Annotated in this window: 27 protein-coding genes and 1 tRNA gene; 8 read left to right on the plus strand and 20 right to left on the minus strand. The window is 72.2% G+C overall.

The genetic code is table 11. The features are described from left to right. Window positions 1–39: 39 nt before the first annotated feature. From ccsB to GCE65_RS14120, 6 genes are read right to left on the minus strand one after another with little or no spacing between them, the layout of a single operon-like run. The gene (gene ccsB, locus GCE65_RS14095) at window positions 40–1,254 is read right to left on the minus strand and encodes a c-type cytochrome biogenesis protein CcsB (protein ID WP_194165049.1); all 1,215 of its coding nucleotides are present in this window, start codon (window positions 1,252–1,254) and stop codon (window positions 40–42) included. Then, window positions 1,254–2,894, minus strand: a complete 1,641-nt coding sequence (locus tag GCE65_RS14100) for a cytochrome c biogenesis protein ResB (RefSeq protein WP_153878818.1) — start codon at window positions 2,892–2,894, stop codon at window positions 1,254–1,256. The genes ccsB and GCE65_RS14100 overlap by 1 nt, the downstream gene beginning before the upstream one ends. Beyond that, on the minus strand, window positions 2,894–3,652 hold the full coding sequence (locus GCE65_RS14105; RefSeq protein ID WP_228760206.1) for a cytochrome c biogenesis CcdA family protein: 759 nt from the start codon (window positions 3,650–3,652) through the stop codon (window positions 2,894–2,896). Before GCE65_RS14105 ends, GCE65_RS14100 begins: the two co-directional genes overlap by 1 nt. Continuing rightward, window positions 3,652–4,320, minus strand: a complete 669-nt coding sequence (locus tag GCE65_RS14110; RefSeq protein ID WP_153878819.1) for a TlpA disulfide reductase family protein — start codon at window positions 4,318–4,320, stop codon at window positions 3,652–3,654. Before GCE65_RS14110 ends, GCE65_RS14105 begins: the two co-directional genes overlap by 1 nt. Beyond that, a complete protein-coding gene (locus tag GCE65_RS14115) occupies window positions 4,317–4,955 on the minus strand; it encodes a histidine phosphatase family protein (protein ID WP_152909690.1) in 639 nt (212 codons plus the stop codon). The genes GCE65_RS14110 and GCE65_RS14115 overlap by 4 nt, the downstream gene beginning before the upstream one ends. Before the next feature lie 40 nt (window positions 4,956–4,995). Beyond that, a complete protein-coding gene (locus tag GCE65_RS14120) occupies window positions 4,996–5,484 on the minus strand; it encodes a MarR family winged helix-turn-helix transcriptional regulator (protein WP_152909689.1) in 489 nt (162 codons plus the stop codon). A gap of 97 nt (window positions 5,485–5,581) precedes the next feature. Here GCE65_RS14120 and GCE65_RS14125 point away from each other — a divergent pair, with 97 nt between their 5' ends. Then, entirely contained in the window at window positions 5,582–6,118 is a 537-nt protein-coding gene (locus GCE65_RS14125; RefSeq protein ID WP_153878820.1) for a YceI family protein, read from the plus strand. Window positions 6,119–6,155: 37 nt separating this feature from the next. Here GCE65_RS14125 and GCE65_RS14130 read toward each other — a convergent pair whose 3' ends face one another. The 4 genes from GCE65_RS14130 to GCE65_RS14145 form a co-directional block, all read right to left on the minus strand. After that, window positions 6,156–6,449, minus strand: coding sequence for a glutaredoxin family protein (locus tag GCE65_RS14130; protein WP_152909687.1), 294 nt, complete (start codon window positions 6,447–6,449; stop codon window positions 6,156–6,158). 94 nt (window positions 6,450–6,543) lie between these two features. Further along, window positions 6,544–6,642: a 30S ribosomal protein bS22 gene (locus tag GCE65_RS14135; RefSeq protein WP_082775156.1), complete on the minus strand. Its 99-nt coding sequence runs from the start codon at window positions 6,640–6,642 to the stop codon at window positions 6,544–6,546. Between the two features lie 109 nt (window positions 6,643–6,751). Further along, on the minus strand, window positions 6,752–6,955 hold the full coding sequence (locus tag GCE65_RS14140; protein WP_152909686.1) for a helix-turn-helix domain-containing protein: 204 nt from the start codon (window positions 6,953–6,955) through the stop codon (window positions 6,752–6,754). Window positions 6,956–7,123: 168 nt separating this feature from the next. Beyond that, window positions 7,124–8,281: an acetoin utilization protein AcuC gene (locus GCE65_RS14145; protein WP_152909685.1), complete on the minus strand. Its 1,158-nt coding sequence runs from the start codon at window positions 8,279–8,281 to the stop codon at window positions 7,124–7,126. 120 nt (window positions 8,282–8,401) lie between these two features. Between GCE65_RS14145 and GCE65_RS14150 the strand changes: the two genes are divergently transcribed. From GCE65_RS14150 to GCE65_RS14160, 3 genes are all read left to right on the plus strand, one after another. Next, entirely contained in the window at window positions 8,402–9,766 is a 1,365-nt protein-coding gene (locus GCE65_RS14150) for a TrkH family potassium uptake protein (RefSeq protein WP_227993675.1), read from the plus strand. Then, window positions 9,759–10,436, plus strand: a complete 678-nt coding sequence (locus GCE65_RS14155) for a TrkA family potassium uptake protein (protein WP_152909683.1) — start codon at window positions 9,759–9,761, stop codon at window positions 10,434–10,436. Before GCE65_RS14150 ends, GCE65_RS14155 begins: the two co-directional genes overlap by 8 nt. Before the next feature lie 65 nt (window positions 10,437–10,501). After that, window positions 10,502–11,218 (plus strand): DUF4760 domain-containing protein, encoded by a 717-nt coding sequence (locus tag GCE65_RS14160; RefSeq protein WP_153878821.1) that lies wholly within the window; start codon window positions 10,502–10,504, stop codon window positions 11,216–11,218. Between the two features lie 139 nt (window positions 11,219–11,357). Here the strand turns inward: GCE65_RS14160 and proC are convergent, their stop codons facing one another. The 3 genes from proC to fdhA all read right to left on the minus strand — a co-directional run bounded on the left by proC (window position 11,358) and on the right by fdhA (window position 14,194). Continuing rightward, complete coding sequence (gene proC / locus GCE65_RS14165; RefSeq protein ID WP_153878822.1) at window positions 11,358–12,170, minus strand: pyrroline-5-carboxylate reductase; 813 nt, start codon at window positions 12,168–12,170, stop codon at window positions 11,358–11,360. Window positions 12,171–12,227: 57 nt separating this feature from the next. Further along, entirely contained in the window at window positions 12,228–12,827 is a 600-nt protein-coding gene (locus GCE65_RS14170; RefSeq protein WP_153878823.1) for a hypothetical protein, read from the minus strand. A 155-nt stretch (window positions 12,828–12,982) separates the two neighbouring features. After that, window positions 12,983–14,194, minus strand: a complete 1,212-nt coding sequence (gene fdhA, locus GCE65_RS14175) for a formaldehyde dehydrogenase, glutathione-independent (RefSeq protein WP_152909679.1) — start codon at window positions 14,192–14,194, stop codon at window positions 12,983–12,985. A 321-nt stretch (window positions 14,195–14,515) separates the two neighbouring features. Here fdhA and fdhD point away from each other — a divergent pair, with 321 nt between their 5' ends. Then, window positions 14,516–15,343 (plus strand): formate dehydrogenase accessory sulfurtransferase FdhD, encoded by an 828-nt coding sequence (gene fdhD, locus GCE65_RS14180; protein ID WP_152909678.1) that lies wholly within the window; start codon window positions 14,516–14,518, stop codon window positions 15,341–15,343. A gap of 21 nt (window positions 15,344–15,364) precedes the next feature. On the opposite strand, the gene GCE65_RS14185 is transcribed toward fdhD, so the two are convergent. The 4 genes from GCE65_RS14185 to GCE65_RS14200 form a co-directional block, all read right to left on the minus strand. Then, entirely contained in the window at window positions 15,365–17,377 is a 2,013-nt protein-coding gene (locus GCE65_RS14185) for a selenocysteine-specific translation elongation factor (RefSeq protein ID WP_153878824.1), read from the minus strand. Continuing rightward, a complete protein-coding gene (gene selA / locus GCE65_RS14190) occupies window positions 17,374–18,801 on the minus strand; it encodes an L-seryl-tRNA(Sec) selenium transferase (RefSeq protein WP_228759969.1) in 1,428 nt (475 codons plus the stop codon). Before selA ends, GCE65_RS14185 begins: the two co-directional genes overlap by 4 nt. A gap of 35 nt (window positions 18,802–18,836) precedes the next feature. Next, window positions 18,837–18,932 (minus strand) — tRNA-Sec (locus GCE65_RS14195). 41 nt (window positions 18,933–18,973) lie between these two features. Continuing rightward, a complete protein-coding gene (locus GCE65_RS14200) occupies window positions 18,974–19,213 on the minus strand; it encodes a hypothetical protein (RefSeq protein ID WP_153878826.1) in 240 nt (79 codons plus the stop codon). 118 nt (window positions 19,214–19,331) lie between these two features. Between GCE65_RS14200 and selD the strand changes: the two genes are divergently transcribed. The 3 genes from selD to GCE65_RS14215 all read left to right on the plus strand — a co-directional run bounded on the left by selD (window position 19,332) and on the right by GCE65_RS14215 (window position 20,923). Continuing rightward, entirely contained in the window at window positions 19,332–20,357 is a 1,026-nt protein-coding gene (gene selD, locus GCE65_RS14205; protein ID WP_153878827.1) for a selenide, water dikinase SelD, read from the plus strand. 69 nt (window positions 20,358–20,426) lie between these two features. Further along, window positions 20,427–20,648 (plus strand): hypothetical protein, encoded by a 222-nt coding sequence (locus tag GCE65_RS14210; protein WP_228759970.1) that lies wholly within the window; start codon window positions 20,427–20,429, stop codon window positions 20,646–20,648. Between the two features lie 5 nt (window positions 20,649–20,653). Next, the gene (locus GCE65_RS14215; RefSeq protein ID WP_153878829.1) at window positions 20,654–20,923 is read left to right on the plus strand and encodes a hypothetical protein; all 270 of its coding nucleotides are present in this window, start codon (window positions 20,654–20,656) and stop codon (window positions 20,921–20,923) included. 171 nt (window positions 20,924–21,094) lie between these two features. Here the strand turns inward: GCE65_RS14215 and nrfD are convergent, their stop codons facing one another. From nrfD to fdnG, 3 genes are read right to left on the minus strand one after another with little or no spacing between them, the layout of a single operon-like run. Beyond that, the gene (gene nrfD / locus GCE65_RS14220) at window positions 21,095–22,207 is read right to left on the minus strand and encodes an NrfD/PsrC family molybdoenzyme membrane anchor subunit (RefSeq protein ID WP_153878830.1); all 1,113 of its coding nucleotides are present in this window, start codon (window positions 22,205–22,207) and stop codon (window positions 21,095–21,097) included. Beyond that, window positions 22,204–23,316, minus strand: a complete 1,113-nt coding sequence (locus GCE65_RS14225) for a 4Fe-4S dicluster domain-containing protein (RefSeq protein WP_153878831.1) — start codon at window positions 23,314–23,316, stop codon at window positions 22,204–22,206. Before GCE65_RS14225 ends, nrfD begins: the two co-directional genes overlap by 4 nt. Next, the gene (gene fdnG, locus GCE65_RS14230; protein WP_153878832.1) at window positions 23,316–26,549 is read right to left on the minus strand and encodes a formate dehydrogenase-N subunit alpha; all 3,234 of its coding nucleotides are present in this window, start codon (window positions 26,547–26,549) and stop codon (window positions 23,316–23,318) included. The genes GCE65_RS14225 and fdnG overlap by 1 nt, the downstream gene beginning before the upstream one ends. Between the last annotated feature and the right edge of the window lie 24 nt (window positions 26,550–26,573).

Here is a 26,573-nt window from a genome sequence, read left to right on the forward strand (position 1 = left end):
CCTCCGGCCCCCCGGCTCCTCCTCAGGGCACCCGGTCCCTCAGAGGCCCGAGTAGGAGTGGTTGCCCGGGATGAAGATGTTGACGATGTAGTAGTTCGCCAGCAGCGCGAGGAACCCGGCGAGCGCGAAGTAGGCGAACTTCTCCGCGGTCCAGCCGACCGTGGCGCGGGCGTGCAGGTAGGCCGCGTAGATGACCCAGATCACGAACGTCCAGGTCTCCTTCGGGTCCCAACCCCACGGGCGGCCCCACGCGTGCTCGGCCCAGATCGCGCCGGCCACGAGGGTGAAGGTCCAGGTGACGAACCCGATGGCGCTGAGCCGGTAGCACCACGACTCGAGCGTCGAGGCGCTCGGCAGGCTCCCCATGAGCCGTGCGAGCGGGCCCGAGGGCCCAGCGGCGTCGGCTCCCAGGGCCGCGGGTCCCACGGCCTCACCGGGCCGGCCGGCGCCCGCTCCCGTTGTGTCGACCGCGCCCACTGTGTCGGCCGTGTCGGCCGTGTCGGCTGTGCCTGCTGCGGCGGCTATGACTGCTGTGGGTGCGTCCTCCACGAGCGTGGCGGTGGCCCGGACCCGGCTGTCCGCCGCGGCCGGGACAGTATCCGTCATGCCCGTCATGACGGCCGCGCCCTCCGGGTGACCCACCACCCGGGCGGCGCGCTCCTGCCGACGGCGAGCTGCGTCGTCCGCACGCTTGGAACGCAGGGTGACGACGGCTGCGGGCGTGTGGCCGTCGCGCGTGCGTTCGACCCGGTGCTGGATCAGCTGCAGGCCGGCGAACACGGCCGCCACGGAGAACAGTCCGGTCGAGAGGGTGGCGACGGAGACGTGGATGAGGAGCCAGTAGGAGTCGAGGATCGGCTCGACCCCCACGGCGGTGACGAAGAGCACGGAGACCGCGACGCCGAGGCCGAGGACCACCAGGAGGGTGACGGCCGAGCCGATGAAGCGGATGTCGCGGCGCAGGTTGAGGCCGAGGAAGATCGCCACCATGAAGAACGTGAACATGAGCGTGAACTCGAACATGTTCGCCCACGGCGCCCGGCCGGCGGCGATCCCGCGGGTGACGAGCGCGAGCAGGTGCAGCCCGGCGGCGAGCCACGTGGTGCTCATCCCGATCGCGGCGGCGCGGCGGGGCTTGGCCTCGGACCGGGCCAGCGCGAGTCCCGAGAGGTCGACGGAGAAGGCGATCATCGCCACCGTGTACGCCGCGATCGCAGCGTAGACGAGTGCGGTGCTCAGGTCGGCAACATTCATCATTCGTCCTTCGGTTCCATGGCGGTCAGCACCCGGTCCAGCGCCCGCGCGAGGCCGGGATCGTCCCCGCGGGCGAGCGCGGCCGCCTCGACCATCGTAGTTCCGTCCGCGGCCGGCGCCAGCCTGATCCAGATCCGGCGCCGGCGCAGGAAGAGCGACCCGATGAGACCGGCGAACGCGAGCCCGGCGAAGACGCCCATCCAGACGATCGACGGGTCGTAGCGCAGGTCGAGGGCGACGTATCGCGGCAGGTCCGTGAAGGTGACCGTGCCCCGCCCCCCGGGCAGGTCGACGCTCTCCCCCGGGCGAAGCACGGCGCGATAGGGCACGAGCTCACCGGAGCCGGTGGAGCTGGGTGTCATCACCTGCTCCATGTTCGTGGTGTCGAGCTGCATGAGGCTCTTCGGCACCCCCTCGTCCAACCCGAGATCGCCCTCCCACAGTTCGAGCACGAGCACCGGGTCGAGCGGATCGGGGTGGGCCGAGCCTGCGAACGCGCCGTCGCTCGAGGGGATCGCGCTCGGCAGGAACGTGCCCCGGAAGCCGAGCTGGTTCTTCCCGGCGTTGGCGTCCGGGACCGAGACGACCCCGGTGGACATGTAGGTGCTGTTCTGCGGCAGGAACGGCACCGGACCGGAGTAGGCGACCTGGCCGGAGGCGTCGGTGACTTCCAGGTCCGGGGCGTACCCGTTGCCCATGAGGTAGACCCGGGCGTTGTCGATCGCCATCGGGTCGTTCACCTTGACCTGCTCGGACGACGTGTGCCCGTCCGGGGTGGTGACCGTGACGTCGGCCTGGAAGTCGCGGGCGCGGGCGTCGATGGTGAACTGGGAGCTGAAGTCCTCGAGCGTGAACCGGAAGGGCTCGAGATCGCCCTCCGCGAAGAGTGCCCCGGAGTCGAAGGAGTTGTAGTCGAGCGGCGCGTTGACGAAGGAGTGCCCCTCGACCACCACGGCCTGGCCGCGATAGTGCACGAGCTGGCCCCACGCCATCGTCATGAGCACGCCGACGAGGGCGAGGTGGAACACGATGTTGCCGGTCTCACGACCGTATCCGGTCTCGCTCGAGACAGTGAGGACCCCGCCGGGCTCCTCACGGGTGGCGATCTTGGAACGGCGCAGCACGTGGGCCGCGCGGGCCTGCGCCGTGGCGGGGTCGGCCGCGAGCGGGTACTGCTCCCGCACCGGGAACCGGGTGAGGCGGCGGGGCACGGCCGGGGCCGGGGTGCGCAGGGAACGCAGGTGCACGCCCACGCGCGGCACGATGCAGCCGATGAGGGAGGTGAACAGCAGCAGGTACACCGCGGAGAACCACGGGGAGGAGTAGACGTCGAAGAAGCCGAGCTGCTCCAGCCACGGGCCCGAGGTCGGGTGGTCGCGCAGGTACTGGGAGACCGCGGTCGGGTTCTGCGGGGTCTGTGGGAAGAACGAGCCCGGCAGCGCCACGACCGCGAGCAGCAGCAGGAGCATGAGGGCCACGCGCATGCTGGTGAGCTGGCGCCACATCCAGCGCAGCCACCCGGTGAGGCCGAGGCCGCCGCGCCGGGTCGGGGCGGTCGAGCCGGTCGGGTCGGTCGGGGCGGCTGAGCCGGTCGGGTCGGGGGCCGGGGCGTCTTTGAGCCCCTCGGGCGAGTACGGCATCAGATCACCAGGTCGTAGCTGTCGATGAGGCCTTGCAGGAGGAGGGTGAGGCGGTTCCACAGCCCGGTGACCAGCAGGATGCCGATGAGCGTGAGCAGCACGCCGCCGAATCGCATGACCCCGAGCCGGTGCCGGGTGAGCCAGCCGAGCATCCGCCGGGAGCTGCGCAGCCCGAGCGCCACGAGGAAGAAGGGCACGCCGAGCCCGATGCAGTACGTGATCGTGAGCGCGATCGCCCGGGCGGGGCTCTCCTGGTCGTAGGCGAGGGTGAGCACGGCGGCGAGCGTCGGCCCGATGCACGGCACCCAGCCGAGCGCGAACACGATGCCGAGGATCGGGGCACCGACGAGGCCGGCCCGCGGGGACACGTGCAGCCGCCGCTCGCGCTGGAGGAACGGGAACGCCCCGAGGAACGCGAGCCCGAGCAGCAGCACGATCACCCCGAGCAGCCGGGTGATGAGGTCCTGATGCTGCACGAGCACGAGTCCCAGGCTCGTGACGAGCGCGGTCATCGCCACGAAGACGGCCGTGAACCCGGCAATGAACAGCGCCACGCCGAGGAGCATCCGGCCGCGCCGCCGGCCGCCCGCCCCGGCTCCCCCCTCGGCGCCGGCCATCCCGCCGACGTAGCCGACGTAGCCGGGCACGAGCGGGAGCACGCACGGGGAGGCGAAGGAGACGAGCCCGGCCAGGAGCGCCACCGGGATCGCGAGCAGCATCGGGCCCGACAGGACCGTGGTGGCGAAGGTGGAGCCGATCACTGCGCCCCGTCCACCTCGGCGAGGGCGTCGTCGATGAGGGAGGCGAGCGTGCTCTTGTCGGCCAGGCCGATGATCCGGGCCGCGACGCGCCCCTGTGGATCGAGGACGACGGTCGAGGGCATGGCCGCCAGCGGCACCACTCCCTGAACGGCGGCCACGCCCGCGGCCTGCTTGTCGTACAGGCTCGGGTAGGGCAGCTCGAATCGGCGTTCGAAGGCCTGCGCGGTCGCGGGCTCGTTCGTGTGGTTGACGCCGAGGAATTCGACGCTGTCCTCGTACTCGGTGGCCAGCGCGGCCAGGTCGGGCGCCTCCTTGCGGCACGGCGGGCACTCCGCGTACCAGAAGTTGAGCACGACGGGTCGCCCGCGCCAGTCGGCGATGTCCACCGGGTCGCCGGCCATGGTCTCGCCGGCGAGCTCGACGACCTTGCCGCGCTTCTCGGGCGGCCAGGTCCGCACGGTGCCGTCGCCGTTGACGTAGCCGGCGTCGGCGGCCTCCGCCGCGGACGGGCCGCTCGAGCATCCGGCCAGCACGAGCAGCGCGACCGCCAGGAGCAGAACGAGCACGGGCACCGGTGCGGCCGCGGCGTGGTTCCGGGCGGGCGCGGGCGGAGTCGTGACCGGTGCCTGTCGCGTGGACAGGGGGCGTCGGGGAGTGCGGATCATGTGATGGTCGTGGCCTGGGTGAGCAGCGGGGCCGCGGGTTCGCGGTAGCCGATGCCCACGAGCGTGGCGCCGTCGAAGATCAGGGTGGTGAGGGAGGCGAGCGTGCACTGCCGCCGGCGCGGATCGTGCAGATACGAGCGCCCCTCGAGGAAGAGCCGGGTGCTCCAGATGGGACTCTGGTGGGAGACGATGAGCGCCTCGTGACCCTCGGCCGCGGCCCGGGCGGTCTTGATCGCGGTGATCATCCGATCGGTCTGGTCCTGGAAGGGTTCCCCCCACGAGGGCCGGATCGGGTTGTAGAGCTTGACGAGGTTCGCCGGGCGCAGCAGCAGCGCGGGGTGCCGACTGATCGCCTGCCCCTGCAGGTCGCTGCCCGCCTCGATCACGCGGGGGTCGGTCACGACCTCGAGATCGAACGCCGCGGCGACGGGCGCGGCGGACTCCTGGGCGCGTTCGAGCGGCGAGGCCCGCAGGTGCACGAGGTCGGCCCCGGTGTCCGCGAGATCACGCGCGACCGTCTCGGCCATCCGGCGCCCGAGGTCGCTCAGGTGGTAGTCCGGCAACCGGCCGTAGAGGATCGAGTCGGGGTTGTGCACCTCGCCGTGTCGCATGAGGTGCACCAGCGTGCGTGTCATGACGTCAGTCTCGCAAACAATCCTGGGAGGACCGTCCCCCCTACTCGGCCACGCCGGGACCGGCGCTCTCGCGACCGAGCGCATGGGCGATCGCGGCGAACGCCTCCCCCACGGCCGCCAGCTGCTCCGGGGTGAGCACGTCCACGAGGTGGCGACGGACCGACTCCACATGCCCGGGTGCGGCGGCGACGAGAGCCGCGTGACCGTCGTCCATGAGCACGGCCTCGACCCCGCGGCCGTCCCCCGCACACTGGCGGCGGCTCACGTAGCCGCGCCGCTCCAAGCGCGCCACGGTGTGGGTCAGGCGCGAGCGGGAATGCACGAGGGACGCGGCGAGGGCGGCCATCCGGCTGCGACGCTCGGGCAGCTCGGACAGCCGAACGAGCACCTCGTACTCGTTCAGGGAGAGCCCGCTCGCAAGCTCCAGGTCGCGGTTGAGGGCCTCGGCGAGCCCGGCCGAACCGGTGAGATAGGCGCGCCAGGATCGCTGCTCGGCGGGGCTCAGCCAGCGGGTCGGTGTCGTGGTCATCACAGTAGGGTCCCTTGCTCTTGACAGGTTCGGCAAGACCGATCATAGTCACTAGTACAACTTTCAACCACTTTTTCATCGAGGCACAGGAGCAGACATGACCACGATCCCCGCCGGCACCTTCACGATCGACACCGCCCACTCCCGCATCGGCTTCGCCGCCCGCCACGCCGCCGTGGCCCGCGTCCGGGGCTCCTTCGACGACTTCACCGGCCAGATCACGATCGCCGACCACTTCCCGGCCTCGACCGCCAGCGTCGAGATCGCCTCAGGCAGCGTGAAGACCGGCAACGCCGACCGTGACGCACACCTCACGTCCCCCGACTTCTGGCACTCCGAGCAGAACCCGACCTGGACCTTCACCACGACCGGGCTCGAGGGCGCCGGCGAGGAGTTCGTGCTCACGGGCGATCTGACCATCAACGGCGTGACCAAGCCGGTGGACATGGACGTGGAGTACAACGGCCAGGCGGTCGGTCCGGACGGCGTGCAGCGCCTCGGCTTCTCGGCCTCCACCGCCGTCTCCCGCAAGGACTACGGCCTCACCTGGAACGTCGCGCTCGAGGGTGGCGGCGTGCTCGTGGGGGACAAGATCCGCATCGACCTCGACATCGCGGCGGTCCCGGCGGCCTGACCCGGCGGTCGCGCGCTCCACACCGGGGCGCGCGACCTCAGCCCCCGGGCGTGCGGCGCCGGCGCCACCACCTGGGGGCCGTGTCATGTCCGGGGGCGGATCCGAGCGCAGCGCGCAGCCGCGCGGGCTCGATGCGCCAATAGCCGACCTGGGTGTCGTCGACCACGACGACCGGGACGTACTCGCCGTACCGGGCCCGCAGCTCGGGATCCGAATCGACGTCGATCTCGGCGAACTCGAGTCCGGCCCGGGCGCACTCGGCGGACAGCAGCCGGCGGGCCTCCTCGCACAGGTGGCAGTGGGCGCGCGTGTAGAACCGGACCTCGGTCATCGCGACCCCTCCTCTCCGGCGCGGCTGCCGATCGCCTCGCGCTCGGCGCGCCCCGTCACGGAACACGAAAGCCGGACCGAAGTCCGGCTCCCGATCACTTCTTGTTACGACGCTGGTGGCGCGTCTTGCGAAGCAGCTTGCGGTGCTTCTTCTTCGCCATCCGCTTCCGACGCTTCTTGACTACTGAACCCACAGGACCTCACTAGGATCTGGAACTGGTCAGGCGCGGACATGTGCGCCCACACGCTGGTGTTGGAGTTTACTACCCGCGACCACAGCCACGGACACGGGTCTCGGTGCGCTCAGTACCCGGTGCCGGTGGTGAAGTCGGAATGTCCACTGAGCATCTCCTCCACGGCCGCCTGCGGCACCCGGAACGAGCGTCCCACCCGGATCGCGGGCAGATCGCCCGCATGCACCATTCGGTAGACGGTCATCTTCGAGACCCTGGCCATGTCGGCGACCTCGGCAACGGTCAGGAAACGAGGGGGGTCCGGCTGTGCCATTCGCTCATCTCCTTCCCATCGCTGTTGTGCTCTCGCATGATCTCGGCGGCCGCCTGCGCGGATCCCGGGCGAGCCGATCGCCGCTCGGGCTCGGATCGCCGCACCGGTGCCACCACGGGTGAACTCTAGGGCCAAATGTAGTGCACGGGCAAAGGTTTGTTCATCCGCTCAGAGAAGCGCGCCGAGCCCGTGCTCGGGGAAGACGACGCGGCGCGTGGCCAGGATCGCCTGATCGACCGGGTCCGCCGGGTCGTAGCCGTCGTCGAACGGCCGCAATCGCGGGCGCCTGCCATCGGTCATGGTCTGGGGGACCTCCGCCCCGAGCGAGTGCACGTGCGCCCGCCAGCGCGCGGGCAGCAGCCGCTCCGGGTCGACGGGCTGCCCGGAGGCGATCGCCACGAGGTTCGCCCACACCCGCGGCACGGTCGAGGCGATGTCGTAGCCCCCGCCCCCGAGGGCGACCCAGCGGTCGTCGGCGTGGTCCGCGGCCCACCGGCCGAGCTGCTCGGCGGCGATCCGCTGGGCGTCGACCGAGACCCGCAGCTCCGTCAGCGGGTCGCGGGGATGGGAGTCGCAGCCGTGCTGGGAGACGAGGACCTCCGGGCGGAACTCCGCCAGCAGCGGGGCCGCGACCGCCTCGACAGCCCGCAGCCACGGCTCATCACCCGTGTCCGGGGGGAGGGCGACGTTCACGGCCATGCCCCGGGCGTGCGGCCCGCCGCAGTCCTGGGCGAACCCCGTGCCCGGGAAGAGCGACATCCCGCTCTGGTGGACCGAGATGGTCAGCACCCGTGGATCGTCCCAGAAGGCCCGCTCCACGCCGTCGCCGTGATGGGCGTCGATGTCGACGTAGGCGACCCGACGGGCGCCCTGGTCGAGCAGCCACCGGATCGCGACCGCCGCGTCGTTGTAGATGCAGAACCCCGATGCGCGGCCGGGCATCGCGTGGTGCATTCCGCCGGCGAAGTTCACGGCGTGCCGTGCGCGCCCGGACCAGACCTCCCGGGCGGCCTGGAGCGTTCCCCCCGCGATCCGCGCGGCCGCCTCGTGCATCCCGGCGAAGACCGGATCGTCCGCGGTGCCCAGGCCGTACCGGGCCGAGGCCGCCCCGGCCCGGACGGCCGCGATGTACTCGGGCCGGTGCACGAGTTCGAGCTCGGCGTCGGTGGCCACGGGGGGATCGACGACCCGTACCCCCTCGCACAGCCCGAACGCCCGCACCAGTTCACGGGTGAGGCCCAATCGGGTCGGGGCCATCGGGTGGGACGCGCCGAAGTGATAGGTCAGCAACTCCTCGGACCACACCAGGACTGTCTGCTCGGACATGGCTACAACCTAACCTCCCCCGGCGGCATGCGGCTTGTTATCGCCACCGTGCGGGCAGATCGTGGCACAGTAGGCAACCGTGACGATGCGCGCGCACCTGGGAGGAGACCCGTGAGGGAACTGCCGGCGTTCCTGTCCCGCCCCCGGGACGCCATCGACTCGATCGCCCGCCGCTCCCCCGCCCGGCTCACCCTCATCGTGTTCTCGGGCGTGATCGTCGCCGTGACCGGCCTCCTGCTGCTGCCGATCTCCACCGCCGACGGCACGGTGCCCCCGTTCGTCGACGCCCTGTTCACCGCCACCTCGGCCGTCTGCGTGACCGGGCTCGTCACCGTGGACACGGCCGCCTACTGGTCCTCCTTCGGGCACGTGGTGATCATGGGCGGGATCATGGTCGGCGGGCTCGGGGTGATGACCCTCGCCTCGATCCTCGGCCTGGCGGTCTCGCGCCGGATCGGTCTGACCCAGCGGCTGCTCGCCGCCTCCGAGACCCGCACCGCGGCCCTCGGCGAGGTCGGGAACCTCGTGCGGGCGGTGATCGTGGCCAGCCTCACGCTCACCGGCGCGCTCGCGGTCGTGTTCATCCCCCGGTTCGTCGCGCTCGGGCTGACCATCCCGCAGGCGCTGTGGCAGGGCTGGTTCATGGCCGTGTCCACGTTCAACAACGCCGGCTTCGTGATCCTGCCGGGCGGCATCGGCGGTCACGTGGGCGACTGGTGGATGTCGCTGCCGATCATCGTCGGCACCTTCGTGGGCGGGATCGGGTTCCCGGTCATCCTGTCCGTGGCCACGCACTGGCGCGAGCCCCGCCGCTGGAGCCTGCACGCGAAGCTGACCATCACCACGAGCGTCGCCCTCTGGCTGCTCGGCACGGTGCTCATCGGCTGGTTCGAGTGGACCAATCCGGCCACCCTCGGCTCCCTGCCGATCGGGGACCGGATCATCGGTTCGATGACCGCCGGCATGACCCCGCGCTCCTCCGGCATCGACACCGTCGGGGTGCCCGAGATGCGCGAGGCCACGTGGTTCCTGCAGGACGCACTCATGTTCATCGGCGGCGGCTCGGCCTCGACCGCGGGTGGGATCAAGGTGGGCACGTTCGCCGTCATGACCCTCGCGATCGTCGCCGAGGCCCGCGGCGACCGGGACATCGAGGCGTTCGGACGGCGCCTGTCCTCCTCCGTGGTCCGGCTCGCCATCGCGGTCTCGTTCATCGGGGCGACGTTCGTGGGCCTGGCGGCGCTCGCGCTCCTGGTCATCACGGACCTCCACCTCGACGTGATCCTCTTCGAGGTGATCTCCGCCTTCGCGACCTGCGGATTGAGCACCGGGGCCACGGCTCTCCTCCCGGACTCCGCGAAATACGTGCTCGTCGTGCTCATGTTCGCGGGCCGGACTGGCACCATGACGTTGGCGGCGGCCCTGGCCCTGCGCAACCGGCGCAGGGTGATCCGCTTCCCCGAGGAAAGGCCGATCATTGGCTGAGCAGCAGAATCCGGACCAGGGTCCCGACGCCGGGGTGCTGGTCATCGGCCTGGGCCGGTTCGGCGCAGCGCTGGCCGTGACGTTGGACGAGCTCGGCAAGGACGTGCTCGCGGTCGAGCGCGACGAGGAGCTGATCCACCACTGGGCCGGGCGGATCCCGCTCGTCGAGGCCGACGCCACCAATCCGGAGGCCCTCGAACAGCTCGGCGCGCGGGACTTCCCGATCGCAGTCGTCGGGGTGGGCACCTCCCTCGAGGCGAGCGTGCTCATCACTGGCAACCTCGTGGACCTCGGCACCTCGCTCATCTGGGCGAAGGCGATCTCCTCGGAGCACGGGCGCATCCTCAAGCGCATCGGCGCCCACCACGTGGTCTACCCCGAACACGACGCGGGCACCCGCGTGGCCCACCTGGTCTCGGGGCGGATGCTCGACTTCATCGAGATGGAGGACGGCTTCACCATCGTCAAGATGCGCCCGCCGAAGGAGACCCACGGGTTCACCGTCGGTCAGTCGCAGATCGGCAAGAAGTACGGGGTCACGGTCATCGGGGTCAAGCCGCCGGGGCGCCCGTTCGAGTACGCCGATCAGGACACCCGCATCGACGCCGCCGACACCCTCATCATCTCCGGGGACACGACCCTGCTGGAGAACTTCGCCCGCCGGCCGTGACGAAATAGACCACCGGTCAACGAATCCCGAGACGACACCACTCCCACGTGGTAGGAGTGTCCTGCATGAATACCGCGCAATCCGGCAGACGTGTGCTAGTCGTCGTCCCGTGGGCGCTCACAGTGATACTGGCGTTACTGAGTGCGTACCTCTTGCTGGGCCCTGGCGGCATCAGTTCTATTTTCAGCGCGAGTGAGCGGGCGTACGCCCTGGCGATGATCCTCATCGGTGCGGCCTCCCTCACCACGGCGATCTCCTCGCTCGTTCTCGTGCGGAAAGTCTCGCGGCGCGACGACACCGGGGCTCGAAGCGAACTGTTGCGGGCAACACTTGATGCCTGGTCACGCTGGTCCGACACGACCCGCGACTCCCGGGTACTGCTATCGGAGCAGCTCGGCACCGATACGATCACGCACACACAGGCCGACGCCCTTGTGCATCGCCCATTGCGACTCCACGATCGCCACGGACGGGAGTTGGACGAGCAGCAGGCGCGGGACGTCCTGTACGCCATGATCAGCGTCCTCAACGGTCTCGAACGGATCGCGATCGGCGTGAACACGGGCGCTTATGACCGAAAGCTCCTCACCGCAGTCGGAGGAACCATCATCAAGCGCAGCTTCACTCGCTTCAGTCCCTACGTGGAACGTCGGCGCGAGTCCGCTCAGGCACACTCCGGCCAATCACGAGCGTTCGTAGAACTCGAGATCCTCGTCTCGGAGATCCCGGAGGCAGTCGTGGATCACGCTCGACTCAAGAAGTTGAACGAGGGACGCCGGTAGGCTCGTACCTACCGGCATCCCTCGTTGAGAGCGTCTCAGTCGACGTCTTCCTCTTCGTATCGACACATCATCCGGATCGTCCTCCAGTCGAACGTCACGCGGGTTCCCGGATAGTACCATCGACCCGCGACTCACGAGTCTACTCCCGGCCGAGTTCGGCGGCCCGCAGCCACGCCTTCTCGGCGGCGGCTCCGATGGCTCCGCGCACGTCGCGTGCGTCGAGTTCGGCGATCGCGGCCTCGGTCGTGCCGCCCGGGGAGGTGACGTTGCGGCGCAGGGTCGCGGGATCGTCCTCGCTCGCTGCGGCCATCATCGCCGCCCCGGCCACGGTCTCCCGGGCGAGCAGGAGCGCGAACTCCGGGTCGAGGCCGCCGGCCACCCCGGCCCGGGCCATCGACTCGATCAGGTAGAACACGTAGGCGGGCCCGCTGCCGGAGATGGCCGTGACGGCGTCCTGACGCCCCTCGTCGACCCGGGCCACCCGCCCGGTGCCCGCGAGGAGTTCGGCCACGAGGTCGAGGTGCTCGTCACTGGTGTGCTCCCCGGGGCTCATGACCGACATCCCGCGGCCGATCGTCGCCGGGGTGTTCGGCATGACCCGCACGACCGGCACCGGCGCGCCCACCCCGCGGGCGAGCCGGGCGGTGGTGATCCCCGCGGCCACCGAGACGAGCACGGTCCCCGCCGCGAGCGCCGGGCCGATCTGCGCGAGGAGGGCGTCGACGTCCTTCGGCTTGACGGCGATGACCACGACATCGGCACCCTCGACGGCCTCGCCGTTCGATTCGCACCAGGTGACGCCATAACGCTCGGCGACGCGGACGCCGTGCTCGGGCCGGTCGTCGCGGATGCGCACCCGGTCCGCCCCGACGGCGTCGGTGAGAGACCCGAGGATCGCCTCGCCCATGACCCCCGTGCCGATGAGCGTGACGGTGGGAACGTGATGAACCATGCGTGAACTCCTTGGGCCTGGACGATCTGTGTGGATCAGATGGGGATGAGAGTGGGATCAGAGCGGGTAGGCGAGCTGGAAGTCCTCGAGCGCGTCGATGGGGCCGGTCAGGGTGAACACGGCGGTCGTGTTCTGCCAGAGCAGCAGGCCCTGGCCGTCGGACTGAGTGATCAGCCAGGCGTGGCCGACGGTCTCCCCGGCCGCGCCGACGGTGCCGAGGTCGCGCGCCTCCTGGGCACCGTCGCGCTCCTGCTCGAGCACCGCGTCGAAGGCGGCGGTCGCAGCGTCCCGCTCGGGCCACTGGCCCGCCACGAGGTCGACCGTACGCTCGGGTGAGGTGTAGGTCAGGTGCCAGGACTCGACCGGGTCGCCCGGCACGTCGATCGGCTCGACGCCGGTGAGCAGGTAGTCGAGCACGGTGGCGGGCTGGGCGGCGGTGAAGGCCGTCTGGTCGTGGGCCGCCGGCGTTCCCGTGGCGGTGGGAACCGGTCCGGTGGTCGTGCTCGTGACGGCCGCCGCCGGCTCCCCGCCGCGTGTGAGGTTCCAGGCGACCAGGACCGCGACCGCGAGGACGAACGCGCCGAGCACCCCGGCGATCACGTAGGTGCGCGTGCGGTGACTGCGCGGGCCGCCGGGCCCGCGGGCCGCTGTCTCCATGTCGCCTCACCGTCTCGCGGTACCCAGTTCGTGGCACCAGCGTAGTGGAGGCGGGCCCCGAGCCCGCCCCTCTCCCCGAACCGACAAGGAGCGGACAGGGAGTGGAACGGGGCGGGCGGGGGACGGGCGCGGCCTCGCTTCCGGTCAGCGCGTGGTCAGGCGACCATGCCGTGTGGGTCGATCACGTACTTGTGCGCGGCGCCCTTGTCGAACTTCGCGTACGACTCCGGTGCCTCGTCCAGGGTGATCGTCGTGGCGTTCACCGCATCGGCGATGTGTGCCTTGTCGGCGAGGATGAGCTTCATCAGTCCCCGGTTGTACTTCTTCACCGGGCACTGGCCGGTGGTGAAGTGGTGGGACTTCGCCCAGCCGAGGCCGAGCCGGACTCCGATCTGGCCGACCTTGGCATTCTCGTCGACGGCTCCGGGGTCGCCGGTGACGTACAGCCCGGGAATGCCCAGACCGGCGCCGACGCGCGTGATCGACATGATGTCGTTGAGCACGGTGGCCGGCGCCTCACCCGCGCCCTCCCCGTGGCCGCGCGCCTCGAAGCCGACCGCGTCGACGGCCGCGTCCACCTCCGGTTCACCGACGATCTCGGCGATCATGTCGGCCAGCTCGTTGCCGGTGCTCAGGTCGACGGTCTCGCAGCCGAAGCTCTCCGCCTGGCGGAGGCGCTCGGCGTTCATGTCGCCGACGATGACGGCCGAGGCGCCGAGCAGCTGCGAGGCGTGCGCGGCGGCGAGGCCGACCGGCCCGGCGCCGGCGACGTAGACCGTCGAACCGGTCGTCACCCCGGCGGTGTACGCGCCGTGGTACCCGGTGGGGAAGATGTCCGAGAGCATCGTCAGGTCCATGATCTTCTCGAGGGCCTGATCCCGGTCGGGGAACTTGAGCAGGTTGAAGTCGGCGAACGGAACCATGACGTATTCCGCCTGGCCCCCGATCCAGCCGCCCATGTCCACGTAGCCGTACGCGGCACCCGGGCGGGCCGGGTTGACGTTGAGACACACGCCGGTCTTGCCGGCGTTGCACATCTCGCAGCGCCCGCAGGCGATGTTGAACGGGACCGAGCAGATGTCGCCCTTCTTGACGAACAGCACGTCGGCACCGGTCTCGACCACCTCACCGGTGATCTCGTGGCCGAGGCTCTGCCCGACCGGGGCGGTGGTGCGGGCCCGGACCATGTGCTGGTCGCTGCCACAGATGTTGGTCGTGACGACCTTGAGGATCACGGCGTGCGGCGCGGCCACGGGGATGCCGAGCCAGTCCGCGACCTCGTGCGGTATCTCCAGCTTGGGGTAGTCGATCCCCTCGACCGCGGTCTCGCGGGGTCCCTTGAACTTGACGACTCGATTGTCCGACATGTCTGTCCTTTCGGCTGTCGGGTGTGGTGATGTCATGCGATGCGGCGACGGGCCGCGGCCGGTGCCATGCCCCTGCGCTCACCCCCTCACGTCCGACGGCGCGTGGTCCCCGGCCGTCTGCCCCTCGGCGGCGCGTGGGCATCGGCCCGACCGGCGAGGAACCCGTGGAAGCCTGCGCATAGCCGCTCAGCTCCTCTCTCGGCGGCATCGGAACGATTCGACGCCCTGGGAACCATCGTGCGTGACGCTCGTCACGTTACCCGTTCGTAACCTGTTCCGGTAGACCTTCGTCGCGCGGGCCGGCGGGGTAGCCTGGCGGGCATGGGTCGGATCACGACGCGTCGACGTATCCGCCGGATCACCGGTTCCGATACGCGCAGCCGGCAGGACTCCCTCGTGGTCGAGGAGCCGCTCGAGATCCGGCTCGCCGGCCGGCCGCTGGCGGTGACGATGCGCACGCCGGGCCACGACGTCGAGCTCGCCGCCGGTTTCCTCACCTCCGAGGGGATCATCTGGCGCGCCCACGACCTGCTCACCGCGATCCACTGCGGCGGCCCCGGCTCCGGCGGCGGGGAGAACACCTACAACGTGCTCGACATCGCGCTCGCCCCGCACGTGCCACCGCCCCCGGCGAGCTCGGAGCGCTCCTTCTACACCACGAGCTCGTGCGGGGTCTGCGGCAAGGCGAGCATCGAGGCGATCGCCACGATCTCGAAGTTCTCGGTCGCCGGCGACCCGGCGGCCATGAGCGCCGCGGAGGTGCGGGCGCTGCCGGAGCGGCTGCGCGCGCAGCAGGAGGTGTTCGCCAAGACCGGCGGGCTGCACGCGGCCGGCCTCTTCGACGCCGCGACCGGCGAGCTGCTCGTGGTGCGCGAGGACGTCGGCCGGCACAACGCCGTGGACAAGGTGATCGGCTGGGCACTGCTGGCGGGACGGCTGCCGCTCGCGGGCACGGTGTTGCAGGTCTCGGGCCGGGCGAGCTTCGAACTCGTGCAGAAGGCGACGATGGCCGGCGTCCCGATGCTCACGGCCGTCTCGGCGGCCTCCTCGCTCGCGGTCGACCTGGCCGAGGAGGCGGGCCTGACGCTCGTGGGCTTCATGCGCGGGGAGAGCATGAACGTCTATACCCACCCCGACCGGATCCGGTAGCGCCACCCGGCGGGCGGCCCGCTACGACCGGTTGACGATCCGCGTGGCCGCGTCGATCCGCCGGGTCCAGCCGCGCGTGTCGAGGTATTCGAGCAGCGGCACCGCCACCCGCCGGGTCGTGCCGAGCTCCCGCCGGGCCTCGCTCACCGTGAACGGGCCCGGCAGCCGCGCGAGCACCGCCATCGCCCGGGCCGGCCCGTCCGGCGTGAGGACGACGCCGCTCGCCAGCCGTAGCAGCCGCCCCGCCCGCTCGGCCGCCGCGAGTTCCCGTGGCCCGAGTCCGGCCGCGGCCAGGTCGCCGGCCTCCGGTGGGTTGAACGGCTCGAAGCGCAGCCGGGCCTCGATCTCGGCGACCGCAGCCTCGGCCGCGCCGAGGTCGCCGGCATGCTCGGGATCGAGGATCCGCCCCGCCTGCTGGACGAACCCGGCGCGGGCGATGAGTTCGTCGAGCAGCCCGCGTTCGGCGGAGGCGGGGAGGTCGAGCGCGGAGAACACCTCGCCGCGGGAGGGCCCTGGGCCGAGCGGATCGCGTTCCCGGGCCGCGGCAATGAGCGCGCCGAGCCGCTCGAGCCGGCCGTCCCAGGCGGCGCGGCTCACCCAGTGGCCGGCGATCTCGAGCACCCCCTCCGGGGGCCGCGCCGCGCCGGAGCCACTCCTAGGGCCGCTGTTCTCGGAGCCGCTGCCTCCGGGGCCACTCTCGGGGCCACCGTCGGGGCCACCGCCCGGCTCACCACAGACGAGCCCCTCGGCCACGAGCTCGGCCACCGCGATCGCACCGGCGGCGGCGAGCCGCTCGGCGAGCGGATCGGCGGCGGCGAGGGAGGCCGCGCGCCGGCGGGCGTCCCCGCGGCGGGTCAGGAGGGGCGGGTGGAGGTCGAGCGCCGTGACCCCGGCGAGCACGGCGCGACTGTGCGCGGACCGCAGCAGCAGCCGGTCCCCGGGCAGGAGCGGCAGGGCACGCTCGAGGGTGAGCCGGGCGTAGTCGTCGTCGAGGGGGCGCAGCCGGGCCGCCACGACCGCGGTTCCGACGTGCACGCGCACGCCGGGCCCGGCGCCGGCCAGGCCCGGGCCCCAGGTGCGGCGGACGTCGAGCCGGTCGGTCGGTGCCCACGCGCCGGGCCCGAGCAGCACGTCGCCGCGGGCGGCACCGGCGGCGGTGTTCCCGCGGAGGTTGACCGCGACCCGGTCGACGGCGGTCACTCGCTCCCGCTCCTCGCCGCGGCTCTGCAGGCCGCGCACCGTGACCGCGACCGGCTCCGCGTGGCCATTCCCGTGGCCACCGGCGTGGCCGTGCCAGCGGAGCCGGTCACCGACGCCGATCGCGCCGGCCTGGAGCGTGCCGGTCACCACGGTCCCGGCCCCGGTGATCGTGAAGGCCCGGTCGAGCCAGAGCCGCAGCCCGGCGGCGGCGCCGGGCGTGCCCCCGTGCCCATGGCCGGGGGCGGATCCCTCCCCCGCCGAGGCTCCGTCCACACCTCCGGTGGCATCCCCGGCAAACTCCATCGGCGCCTCGAGCGGTCTGAGCAGCCTGAGTAATCCGAGCAGCTCCGTCCGGAGCCGGTCGAGCCCCTGCCCGGTCACCGCGGAGGTGACCACGAGCGGGGCACCGGCCAGGCCGGTGCCGGCGAGCTCGCGGCGCACCGCAAGCTCGGTCTCGGCGATCCGGTCGGCATCGGCCCGGTCGGCCCGGCTGAGCACGACGATCCCGCGCTCGATCCCCAGGGCGGCGATCACGTCCCGGTGGTCGCTCGACTGCGGCTGCCAGCCGGCGTCGGCGGCGACCACGAAGCACACCGCCGAGGCGGGACCGAGCCCCGCGAGCGCGTTGCCGAGGAAGCGCTCGTGGCCGGGCACGTCGACGAACGAGACGTCGCAGTCGGGCGCGAGGGTGGTCCACGCGAAGCCGAGGTCGATCGTCAGGCCGCGGCGCCGCTCGGCCTCCCACCGGTCCGGCTCCATGCCGGTCAGGGCCCGCACGAGCGCGGACTTGCCGTGGTCGACGTGCCCGGCGGTGGCTACGACGTGGCTCGTCATCGGGCCTCGCCGCCGGCGGGCACGTGGGGCAGTTCGGTCGACGGCCCGGTCGGCAGGTCGGGCGCCGGGGCGGGCAACACCTCCGGCGCCGCGAGCGCGGCGCGCACCACCCGCTGGAGCACGTCGTCGTCCGCCTCGGGGATGCAGCGCAGGTCGAGGAGGCACGCGCCGTCGTGGGTGCGGGCGAGCACCGCAGGATCGTTCGCGCGCAGCGTCCGGGCGAGGCGCTCGGGCAGGCGCACGGCCCACCCCTGCAGGGCGACCCCGGGCGCCCCGCCGCCGCCGACCCGCCCGTCGTGGGGCACGACCGTCGCCGCGAGGGAGGCCGGCAGCGCGGCCGCAAGCGCCTCGGCGCGGTCCCGCAGCCGCTGCGGGTCGGCGCGGACGGCGCTCATCACCGGCGTGGCGGCGGCCGGGCCCGGCATCGCGGTGAGCGCAATCACGGTGGCCTCGAGCGCGGCGAGAGTGAGCTTGTCGGCGCGCAGGGCGCGGGCGAGCGGGTGGCGCGCGAGCCGGTCGATCAGGTCGACCCGGCCGAGCAGGATGCCGGCCTGCGGCCCGCCGAGGAGCTTGTCGCCGCTGACGATCACGAGGTCGGCACCGGCTGCGAGCGCGGAGGTCACATCGGGTTCACCGGGGAGCACCGGTTCGGGATGCAGCAGCCCGCTGCCGAGGTCGGCCACGAGCGGCACGCCGCCCTCGCTCGCGATGCCGCGAAGCTCGGTGAGCGGCACGTCGGTGACGAAGCCGGCCTGCGTGAAGTTGCTCGGGTGCACCTTGAGGAGGCAACCCGTCTCGGCGCCGAGCGCGCCGGAGTAGTCGCGGGCGTGGGTGCGATTGGTCGTGCCGACCTCCCGCAGCCGGGCGCCGGTGGCGGTGAGCAGTTCCGGGAGCCGGAAGCCGCCGCCGATCTCGACGAGCTCGCCGCGGCTGATGATCACATCGCGGCCGGCGGCCAGCGCGGTGACGGCCAGCAGGAGGGCCGCGGCCCCGTTGTTCACCACGAGCGCGTCGCCCGCCGCCGGGCACGCGGCGAGCAGCGCGGCCCGCGCTCCCTCGCCGCGGCGTGACCGCCGCCCCGTGCGGAGGTCGAGTTCGAGGTCGGTGTACCCGCTCGCGGCGGCCACGGCCGCGCGCGCCGCGTCCGACAGGGGCGCGCGGCCGAGGTTCGTGTGCACGACGACCCCGGTCGCGTTGAGCACGGGGCGCAGGGACGACGCCTCCCGGCTCTCGAGGCCGGCTATCCGGGCGAGGGTGTCGGCCTCGACCGCCTCGGGCGCGAGCTCGCCTCGGCGAGCCGCCTCCTGGGAGGCGCGCACCGCCGTCCGTACGCGGTTCGGGCCGAGCCGATCGGCGGCGGCGCGCGCGGCGGGCAGGGCGAGGAGCGCATCGGTGCGGGGGATGCCCCGGCGCGGATCCGGCACGGTGCCTCCCTCGCATCCCGGCAGCATCGATCATGTGGCGGAGGCGGACGGGAATCGAACCCGCCAGGCCGAGGTTCTCGGCCTCGTCGGTTTTGAAGACCGCGGGGACCACCAGGTGCCCGGACGCCTCCCTGCCGCCTCACCCTACTGCCCGCGCCGGCGCGCGCGGGACTCAGCAGAGCGCGAGATCGATCGCGGGGTCGAGCCGGCGCATGTCGTCGGGGTCGCTCGTCACGAGGACCCCCTCGACCGCGCGTGAGAGCAGGACGACGGAGGCGTTGATCACGTCGGCGGTCGCGAACTCGCCGGCGCCGTCCACATCCCCGCCGGAGCGCTCGCACAGGCGTGGCGAAATCCCGCGCGGCAGGTACGACTGGCGCGGGTGGTCGGCGCGGCCGAGGTGACGATCCACCCGTTCGACGAGACCGTCGCGAGGGCCGCCGGAGCGTGATCCTCGTGCGCATACGAAGAGCTTGCTCGCGCGGGGCGATCTTCGGCCGCCGATGCGCTCGGGTCCTATGCTCGATCACATGGAGATCTCGCCAGAAACCCTCGGAGCGGGCCAAAGCGACACGACCGCGGCGCTGCGGCTCACGGACTTCGCCCACGGCGGCGGCTGCGCGTGCAAGATCCCGCCCGGGGAGCTCGAGGAGGCCGTGCGCGCGCTCGCCGGTCAGGACGAGCGCGGCGTGCTCGTCGGGCTCGATGACGGCGACGACGCGGCCGCCGTGCTCGTCGCGCCGGACCTCGCGGTGCTCTCGACGGCCGACTTCTTCACCCCGGTCGTGGACGGCGCGCGCGCGTGGGGGATGATCGCGGCGGCGAACGCGCTCTCCGACATCTACGCGATGGGCGGGCGGCCGGTCGTGGCGATCAACCTCGTGGGTTGGCCGCGCGAGCGACTGCCGATGGAACTGCTGAGCGAGGTGCTCGCCGGCGGGCTCGAGATCGCGCAGCGGGCGGGCTGCCCGCTCATCGGCGGGCACTCGATCGACGACCCGGAGCCGAAGTACGGCCTGGCGGTCACCGGGGTGGCTGATCCGGATCGGCTGCTGCGGATCGACGCGGCCACCCCGGGCCTGCCGATCACGCTGACGAAGCCGATCGGGGTGGGGATCCTGAACAACCGGCACAAGGCCACGGGCGAGTCGTTCCCGGAGGCGATCGCCTCGATGACGGCGCTCAACCGGGAGGCCTCCGAGGCGGCGATCGGCGCGGGTGCGCGGGCCGCGACGGATGTGACCGGCTTCGGGCTGCTCGGGCACCTGCACAAGCTGTGCCGGGCCTCCGGGGTCGGGGCCGTGATCGAGGCGGGCGCGGTGCCGGTGCTGCCGGGCGTGCGGTCCTCACTCGCGGCGGGCTACGTCTCGGGAGGCACGCGCCGCAACCTCGACTGGGTGCGCGAGCATCTGCGGGTCGGGCCGGGGGTGAGCGAGGAGGACCTGCTCCTGCTCGCCGACGCCCAGACCTCGGGCGGGCTGCTCGTCGTGGGGGAACTGCCGGGCCACCCGGTCATCGGCCACACGGTGGCCGGGGCGGGTATCGAGATCCGCTGAGGTCGTACCGCTCAGCACCGCTTGGCACAACCGTGAACCCCAAGTAAACTTGTGAAAGTGGAGTCGGAGTTGATCATCCTGGAGCCTGCCCACCGGCATGGCGTCCAGGACGCGGCAATGCTCCATGCGCTCCGTTACCCAGTCCGACACTTCGTGCAGGACGACGGGATGACCATGTTCATCGGCCCCGACGAGACCGGCACTCTGGTCGAAGTCGGAGTGATCGAATGGAATGGCATCATCGCAGTCGCCCACGCGATGCGTCCGGCCCGACCCAAGTTTCTGAGGTGACCATCATGACTCGCCGCTCCCTCGAGGAGATCAAGGCACGTGCCAACAAGTTCGCGGACGCGTTCGAGAGCTACGACCCGGAGCCCGGTCACGAGGGTGCCCCGCTCCCACCGGTGATGGCAGTCAAGCTCGCGGCCTGGCGACGCGACGTCGCCGAACGTGACCTCGCGGAAGCCGTGCGGATCGCACGGGAACAACGGCTCTCCTGGCGTGAGGTCGGCGACGCGATCGGGACGAGCGGTGAGGCGGCGCGCCAGCGGTACACCAACGCCTGACCCTCCGCGGGCGAGCATCCCGCCCGTCTGGCGACCCGGACTACGCGCAACTGCGCACCGAATGCCGCCCCGGAGCAGAACCCACCGGTCCGTGACACCCGAGTTCGCCGTTGTCCGCTCCATCCGCGGCATGCACCGGCACAGATTCCGGGTGGGGAACGTCGCTGTTCCTCATTCGGCGGTGGTGATCGAATCGTCGGTGATTCCGGCTGCCCGTCGCCGCTCGAGCCGGCGCTTCTGCGGCTCGACCGTGTAGCGGGGGTCCCGCGCGGATGACATCCCCGCCTCGAAGATCCCGAACCGGGTGAGCACGGAGGCCGCGAGGAGCGCCGCGCCGGAGCAGACGGCCGCGGTCCGGCTGCGGCCCGCGAGCAGGGTACCGATCCCACCGGTCACGGCGAGGGCCTGGCTCGCGCGCAGCATCTCACCGGCGCGGCCCCCGCGCAGGGTCTCGGCGATGGCCGGGTCGACGCGGCGTTCCATGACCCCGCTCGCCGCCAGGTCGGCGGCGACGCCCGCGAGCGCGAGCCCCCGCGCCGGGCCGGCCTCGGCGCGCGGGGTGGCGATCATCGCGAGCCCGCCCGCCGCGAGCGCCGCCGAACCCGCGAAGAGGAACGGCAGCTCGTCCCTGGCCTCGTTCCAGGTCGGCGTCGCGGTGGCCGAGAGCAGCACGCCGGTGTAGGCGGCCAGCCCGGGGGCGAGTGCGCCGGCGACGATCCCGGCGGCGCCGTCGGCCTGGCGCAGCAGCGGGCGCAGCGGCCCGAGCGGGAGCCGGCCGGCGCTCATCCGGTCCACCTCGCCTGCGGCCGCCACGCCCGCGGAGGTGGCGAAGCCGGCGAGCAGCCACGAGCCGACGCTCATCGGCGAGGTCACCTTGATCGTGCGGAGCATGTTCGCGAACCGTTCGGGCCGGCCGAGGTCGCGGATGAGGGTGACCGTGCCGAGGCCGGCGGAGCCGATCGCGGCGAACCGGCCGACCCGGCGCAGCGCAGGCCGCCCGGTGAGCTGGGCGCCGGCCGCGAGCAGGCCCGATCCGGCCGCGAGCCCGCCGAGGAACAGGTAGGCGGCGATGTCGCCGCCCCACGGGGCGGGCTTGACGATCGGGCGCCCGTAATACGAGGTGAACTCCGCATCGGGCACGACCGGCATCTCCCGCGAGCCGTCCGCCCCGCCCGGCCTACGCGGGCCGCGTCCGCGCCCCGAACCCGGCCGGGCGCCGTCCCTGCGCCGGCGACGCCGCGGCTCGTCCGGCGGCCGGTAGCCGGCGAACTCCGAGGCCGTCATGCCCGGCCCCCGCGCCGGGCGAACGCGAGCGCGGCGGCCGCGAGCATCCCGGCCGCGGCGAGTCCGGCCCGGGCGTACATGCCGGGCAGGTCGGCGGTGCACACGCGCGGATCGGGTGGGAGACCGTAGGCCTCGGGCTCGTCGAGCAGGAGGAACACCGAGCCGGTGCCGCCCACGCCGTCGTTCTCGTTCGCGCCGTAGAGGCGGGCCTCGGTCATGCCCTGGGAGTGCAGTTGCCCGACCCGCCGCCGTGCCCGCTCGACCAGCTCGTCCCGCTCGCCGAAGCGGATCGACTCCGTGGGGCAGGTCTGGGCGCAGGCGGGCTGCTCGCCTTCTGTGAGCCGGTCGTAGCAGAGCGTGCACTTCTGGGCGATGCCGCCCTGGGAATGGCCGACGGCCTCGGCCTGCGGGCGCTGCCGCGCGGGCTCGCTCACCCCGTCGGCCCGCCGCTCGATCACCCCGAACGGGCAGGCGGCCACGCAGGCGCCACAGCCGTTGCACACGTCGTCCTGCACCACGACGCTGCCGAACTCGCTGCGGAACAGCGCCCCGGTCGGGCACACGTCGAGGCACGCGGCGTGGGTGCAGTGCTTGCACACGTCCGAGGCCATGAGCCAGCGGAACTCGGGGGTATCGGGGTGCGCGGACCCCTCGGTGCCGCCGAGCACGTCGAGGCCCGCATGCGCCCCCGCACCACCGGGCGCGCCGATCCCGTCGGACGCGCCCGCAGCGGCGAGCGCGTCCACCCGCGGCGAGCGGGCGCCGTCCATACTTCCGCCGGCCGCGGGCGAGAGGGTGGGCATGCCGAGGTCGACGAGCCTGCGGCCGGACTCGCGGGCGGCGGCGATGCGGCCGGAGTCCTGTTCGATGAACGCGACGTGGCGCCACGTGTCCGCCCCGAGCGCGCCGGTGTTGTCGTAGGAGGAGCCGAGCAGCCCTCCGCCCTCACCCGCCCCCGCCGCCGGCAGCTGGTTCCACTCCTTGCAGGCGACCTCGCACGCCTTGCAGCCGATGCAGATCGAGGTGTCGGTGAAGAATCCCTTGCGGGGCCCGGCGTCCGTCCAACCCGCATCGGGCGCCGGATCGGTGTGTCCGAAGAGCTGACCCATCACGCTCCCCCTTCTCGTGGTTCGGTGGGTGGTTCGCCCGGCCCGCCGAGCGGCTCGTTGCCCGTGTGGGTCGTGGCCCCGGCGCGGCTCTGATACTCCGACACGAGCCGCAGCAGCGCCGCCCCGCGCGGGCGCCGGCCGGGAACGATGTCGCAGGTCGCGGCCTTCGACTCCTGGATGAGCACGTTCGGGTCGAGGGTGATGCCGAGCAGGTCGTTGGCCGCATCGCCGGAGACGATCGCATCCCCGCCGACGCCCCAGTGATAGGGCAGCCCGACCTGGTGCACGGTGCGCCCGGCGACCTGCAGCGGACGCAGCCGGCGCGTGACGAGCACGCGGGCCTCGATCGCCGCCCGCGCCGAGACGATCGTGGCCCAGCCCTCGTTCGTGAGCCCGCGCAGGGCCGCGAGCTCGGGTGAGACCTCGCAGAACATCTCCGGCTGCAGCTCCGAGAGGTAGGGCAGGGTGCGGCTCATGCCGCCGGCGGTGTGGTGCTCGGTGAGCCGGTAGGTGGTGAACACGAACGGGTAGACGCCGGCGCCCGGCTCGTCCGCGCTCGGTGCGCTCAGGTTGTCCTTGTGGGGGAACGTGACCCGGCCCGGGTTGCGCTGCTGGGTGTACAGCGCGTTCGCGACCGGGGACTCCTGCGGCTCGTAATGGGTGGGCAGCGGCCCGTCGACCACCCCGGTCGGGGCGAACAGCCAGCCCTTGCCGTCGGGCTTCATGATGAACGCGTCGTCGCCGGCGATCGCGCCCGGCCCGCCCGCGGCCGGGTCATCGGGATCACCCGTGGCACCAGGGGCACGATCCGGGATGAAGTCGGGCACGTCGACGCCGGTCCAGCGACCTGCCGCCTCGTCCCACCACACGTACTTCTTGCGTTCGCTCCAGGGCCGCCCCTGCGGGTCGGCCGAGGCCCGGTTGTACAGGATGCGTCGGTTCGAGGGCCACGCCCAGCCCCATTCGAGGGCGGTCGTGGGCTGCTGGTCGCCGGGCTTGCGGCGGGCCGCCTGATTGACGCCGCCCGCGTACACGCCCGTGTAGATCCAGCAGCCGCCCACGGTCGAGCCGTCGGCGCGCATCTCGTTGAACGTCGACAGGTAGCGACGCTTCGAACCGGCCTCGGCGGCGGGGTCCACGTGCCAGCCGTTGATCTCCGCGAGCACGGCGCCCGAGTCGATCTCGCCGTCGGCATCCGCGGGATAGTCCCAGGTGAGCTCGAGCAGGGGCCGATCGCGCTCGTCGGTCGAGCCGGCGAGCCGGTCGCGCAGCCGCTTACCGAGCTGGTGGAAGAACTCGAGCTCGCTCATGCACTCCCCCGGCGGGGCCACGGCCTTGTGCCGCCACTGCAGCAGCCGCTGGGTCTGGGTGAACGATCCGGCCTTCTCCACGTGGCTCGCGGCGGGCAGGAAGAACACCTCGGTGTCGATGTCGCCCGTGCGCAGCTCGCCGGTCTCGATCTCCGGGGAATCACGCCAGAACGTCGCCGACTCGATCATGTTCAGGTCGCGCACGACGAGCCACTTCAGATGCGACATCGCCATCCGTTGCATCCGCCCGTTCGAGGAGCCGACGGCCGGGTTCTGCCCGAGCAGGAAGTACCCCTCGACCTCGTCGGCGAGCATCGCGGCCACGGTCTGATAGGTGCCGTGCGGGCCGGTGAGCCGGGGCACGTAGTCGTAGGCCCAGTCGTTGCCGGCCGTGGCCGACTCGCCCCACCACGCCTTGAGCAGGCTGACGGCGTACGCGTCGCCGTTCGCCCAGAACCCCTTCTGATCCTTCGCGGCGAACGAGGCGGTGTAGTCGGCGAACGTGTCGTGCCTGCCCGCGAGCGGCATCGGCAGGTAGCCGGGGAGCATGTCGAACAGGGTCGGGATGTCGGTGGATCCCTGGATGCTCGCGTGCCCGCGCAGCGCCATGATGCCCCCGCCGGGCCGGCCCATGTTCCCCAGCAGCAGCTGCAGGATCGCGGCGGTGCGGATGAACTGGGCCCCGAGCGTGTGCTGGGTCCAGCCCACCGCGTACACGAACGCGGTCGTGCGTTCCCGCCCGGAGTTCTCGATCACGGCCCGCGCGAGGTAGTCGAAGTCCGCCGGGCCGATGCCGCACGAGGCCTCGACCGCCTCCGGGGTGTAGCGGGAGTAGTGGCGCCTGAGCACCTGGAACACGCAGCGCGGATCCGTCAGCGTCGGATCGTGCAGCTCGGCGCCGGTCTCCGGGTCCGTTGCGTAGGCCCACGTGGCGTTGTCGTAGGAGCCGGTGCGGGCGTCGTAGCCGGAGAAGAGTCCGTCGAGGTCCTCGGCGTCGCGGAAGTCCTCCCGCAGGATGGTCGAGGCATTCGTATAGGCGGTCACGTACTCACGGAAATACGACTCGTCGGTGAGCACCCGGTTGATCACCGCGCCGAGCAGCACGACGTCGCTGCCCGCCCGGATCGGCAGGTGCTTGTCGGCGAGCGCCGAGGTGCGAGTGAACCGGGGATCGACGTGGATGACCCTCGCACCCCGCGCCTGCGCCTCGGCCACCCACTGGAAGCCCACGGGGTGGCATTCGGCCATGTTGGATCCCTGGATCACGATGCAGTCCGCATGAGCCAGGTCCTGCAGATATTGCGTGGCGCCGCCGCGACCGAACGAGGTTCCCAGACCGGGAACCGTGGCGGAGTGTCATATGCGCGCCTGGTTCTCGATCTGGATCGCGCCCGCGGCGGTGAACAGCTTCTTGATGAGGTAGTTCTCCTCGTTGTCCAGCGTCGCCCCGCCGAGGGCCGCGATCCCCATCGTCCGGCGCAGGATCCGCCCCTGCGGGTCGCGCTCCTGCCACGTGTTCCTGCGGGAGGCGAGGAACCGGTCGGCGATCATGTCGAGCGCGGTGTCCCGGTCGAGCCGGGTCCATTCCGCGGCGCCCGGCGCCCGGTAGAGCACCTCGGTCTGCCGTCCGGGCGAGTTGACGAGCTGCTCGCTCGCTGCGCCCTTGGGGCACAGCCGCCCGCGCGAGATCGGCGAATCGGGGTCGCCCTCGATCTGGATGACCTTCTCGTTCTTGACGAACACCCGCTGCCCGCACCCCACCGCGCAGTAGGGGCACACGCTCTGCACGACCCGGTCGGCGGTCGCCGTGCGCGCCCGCGTGCCGCGGGTGGCGGCGGAGGTGACCGCGGCTCCGCGGCCGAGTACGTCCCCGGAGCGCGCCTGCCGGAAGACCGGCCATTCCAGGGGACTCCAGCGTGCCATGCGATCCACTATAGGCACGGATAG

It is taken from the genome of Pseudactinotalea sp. HY158, assembly GCF_009660225.1.
In the GTDB taxonomy this organism is placed as follows: Bacteria; Actinomycetota; Actinomycetes; order Actinomycetales; family Beutenbergiaceae; genus HY158.

Bases quoted from the DNA above. Each gene is read 5' to 3' on its own strand.
- ccsB (WP_194165049.1), bottom strand. From the start codon at position 1,254: ATGAATGTTGCCGACCTGAGCACCGCACTCGTCTACGCTGCGATCGCG.
- GCE65_RS14100 (WP_153878818.1), bottom strand. From the start codon at position 2,894: ATGCCGTACTCGCCCGAGGGGCTCAAAGACGCCCCGGCCCCCGACCCG.
- GCE65_RS14110 (WP_153878819.1), bottom strand. From the start codon at position 4,320: ATGATCCGCACTCCCCGACGCCCCCTGTCCACGCGACAGGCACCGGTC.
- GCE65_RS14115 (WP_152909690.1), bottom strand. From the start codon at position 4,955: ATGACACGCACGCTGGTGCACCTCATGCGACACGGCGAGGTGCACAAC.
- GCE65_RS14120 (WP_152909689.1), bottom strand. From the start codon at position 5,484: ATGACCACGACACCGACCCGCTGGCTGAGCCCCGCCGAGCAGCGATCC.
- GCE65_RS14125 (WP_153878820.1), top strand. From the start codon at position 5,582: ATGACCACGATCCCCGCCGGCACCTTCACGATCGACACCGCCCACTCC.
- GCE65_RS14130 (WP_152909687.1), bottom strand. From the start codon at position 6,449: ATGACCGAGGTCCGGTTCTACACGCGCGCCCACTGCCACCTGTGCGAG.
- GCE65_RS14140 (WP_152909686.1), bottom strand. From the start codon at position 6,955: ATGGCACAGCCGGACCCCCCTCGTTTCCTGACCGTTGCCGAGGTCGCC.
- GCE65_RS14145 (WP_152909685.1), bottom strand. From the start codon at position 8,281: ATGTCCGAGCAGACAGTCCTGGTGTGGTCCGAGGAGTTGCTGACCTAT.
- GCE65_RS14160 (WP_153878821.1), top strand. From the start codon at position 10,502: ATGAATACCGCGCAATCCGGCAGACGTGTGCTAGTCGTCGTCCCGTGG.
- proC (WP_153878822.1), bottom strand. From the start codon at position 12,170: ATGGTTCATCACGTTCCCACCGTCACGCTCATCGGCACGGGGGTCATG.
- GCE65_RS14170 (WP_153878823.1), bottom strand. From the start codon at position 12,827: ATGGAGACAGCGGCCCGCGGGCCCGGCGGCCCGCGCAGTCACCGCACG.
- fdhA (WP_152909679.1), bottom strand. From the start codon at position 14,194: ATGTCGGACAATCGAGTCGTCAAGTTCAAGGGACCCCGCGAGACCGCG.
- fdhD (WP_152909678.1), top strand. From the start codon at position 14,516: ATGGGTCGGATCACGACGCGTCGACGTATCCGCCGGATCACCGGTTCC.
- GCE65_RS14185 (WP_153878824.1), bottom strand. From the start codon at position 17,377: ATGACGAGCCACGTCGTAGCCACCGCCGGGCACGTCGACCACGGCAAG.
- selD (WP_153878827.1), top strand. From the start codon at position 19,332: ATGGAGATCTCGCCAGAAACCCTCGGAGCGGGCCAAAGCGACACGACC.
- GCE65_RS14215 (WP_153878829.1), top strand. From the start codon at position 20,654: ATGACTCGCCGCTCCCTCGAGGAGATCAAGGCACGTGCCAACAAGTTC.
- nrfD (WP_153878830.1), bottom strand. From the start codon at position 22,207: ATGACGGCCTCGGAGTTCGCCGGCTACCGGCCGCCGGACGAGCCGCGG.
- GCE65_RS14225 (WP_153878831.1), bottom strand. From the start codon at position 23,316: ATGGGTCAGCTCTTCGGACACACCGATCCGGCGCCCGATGCGGGTTGG.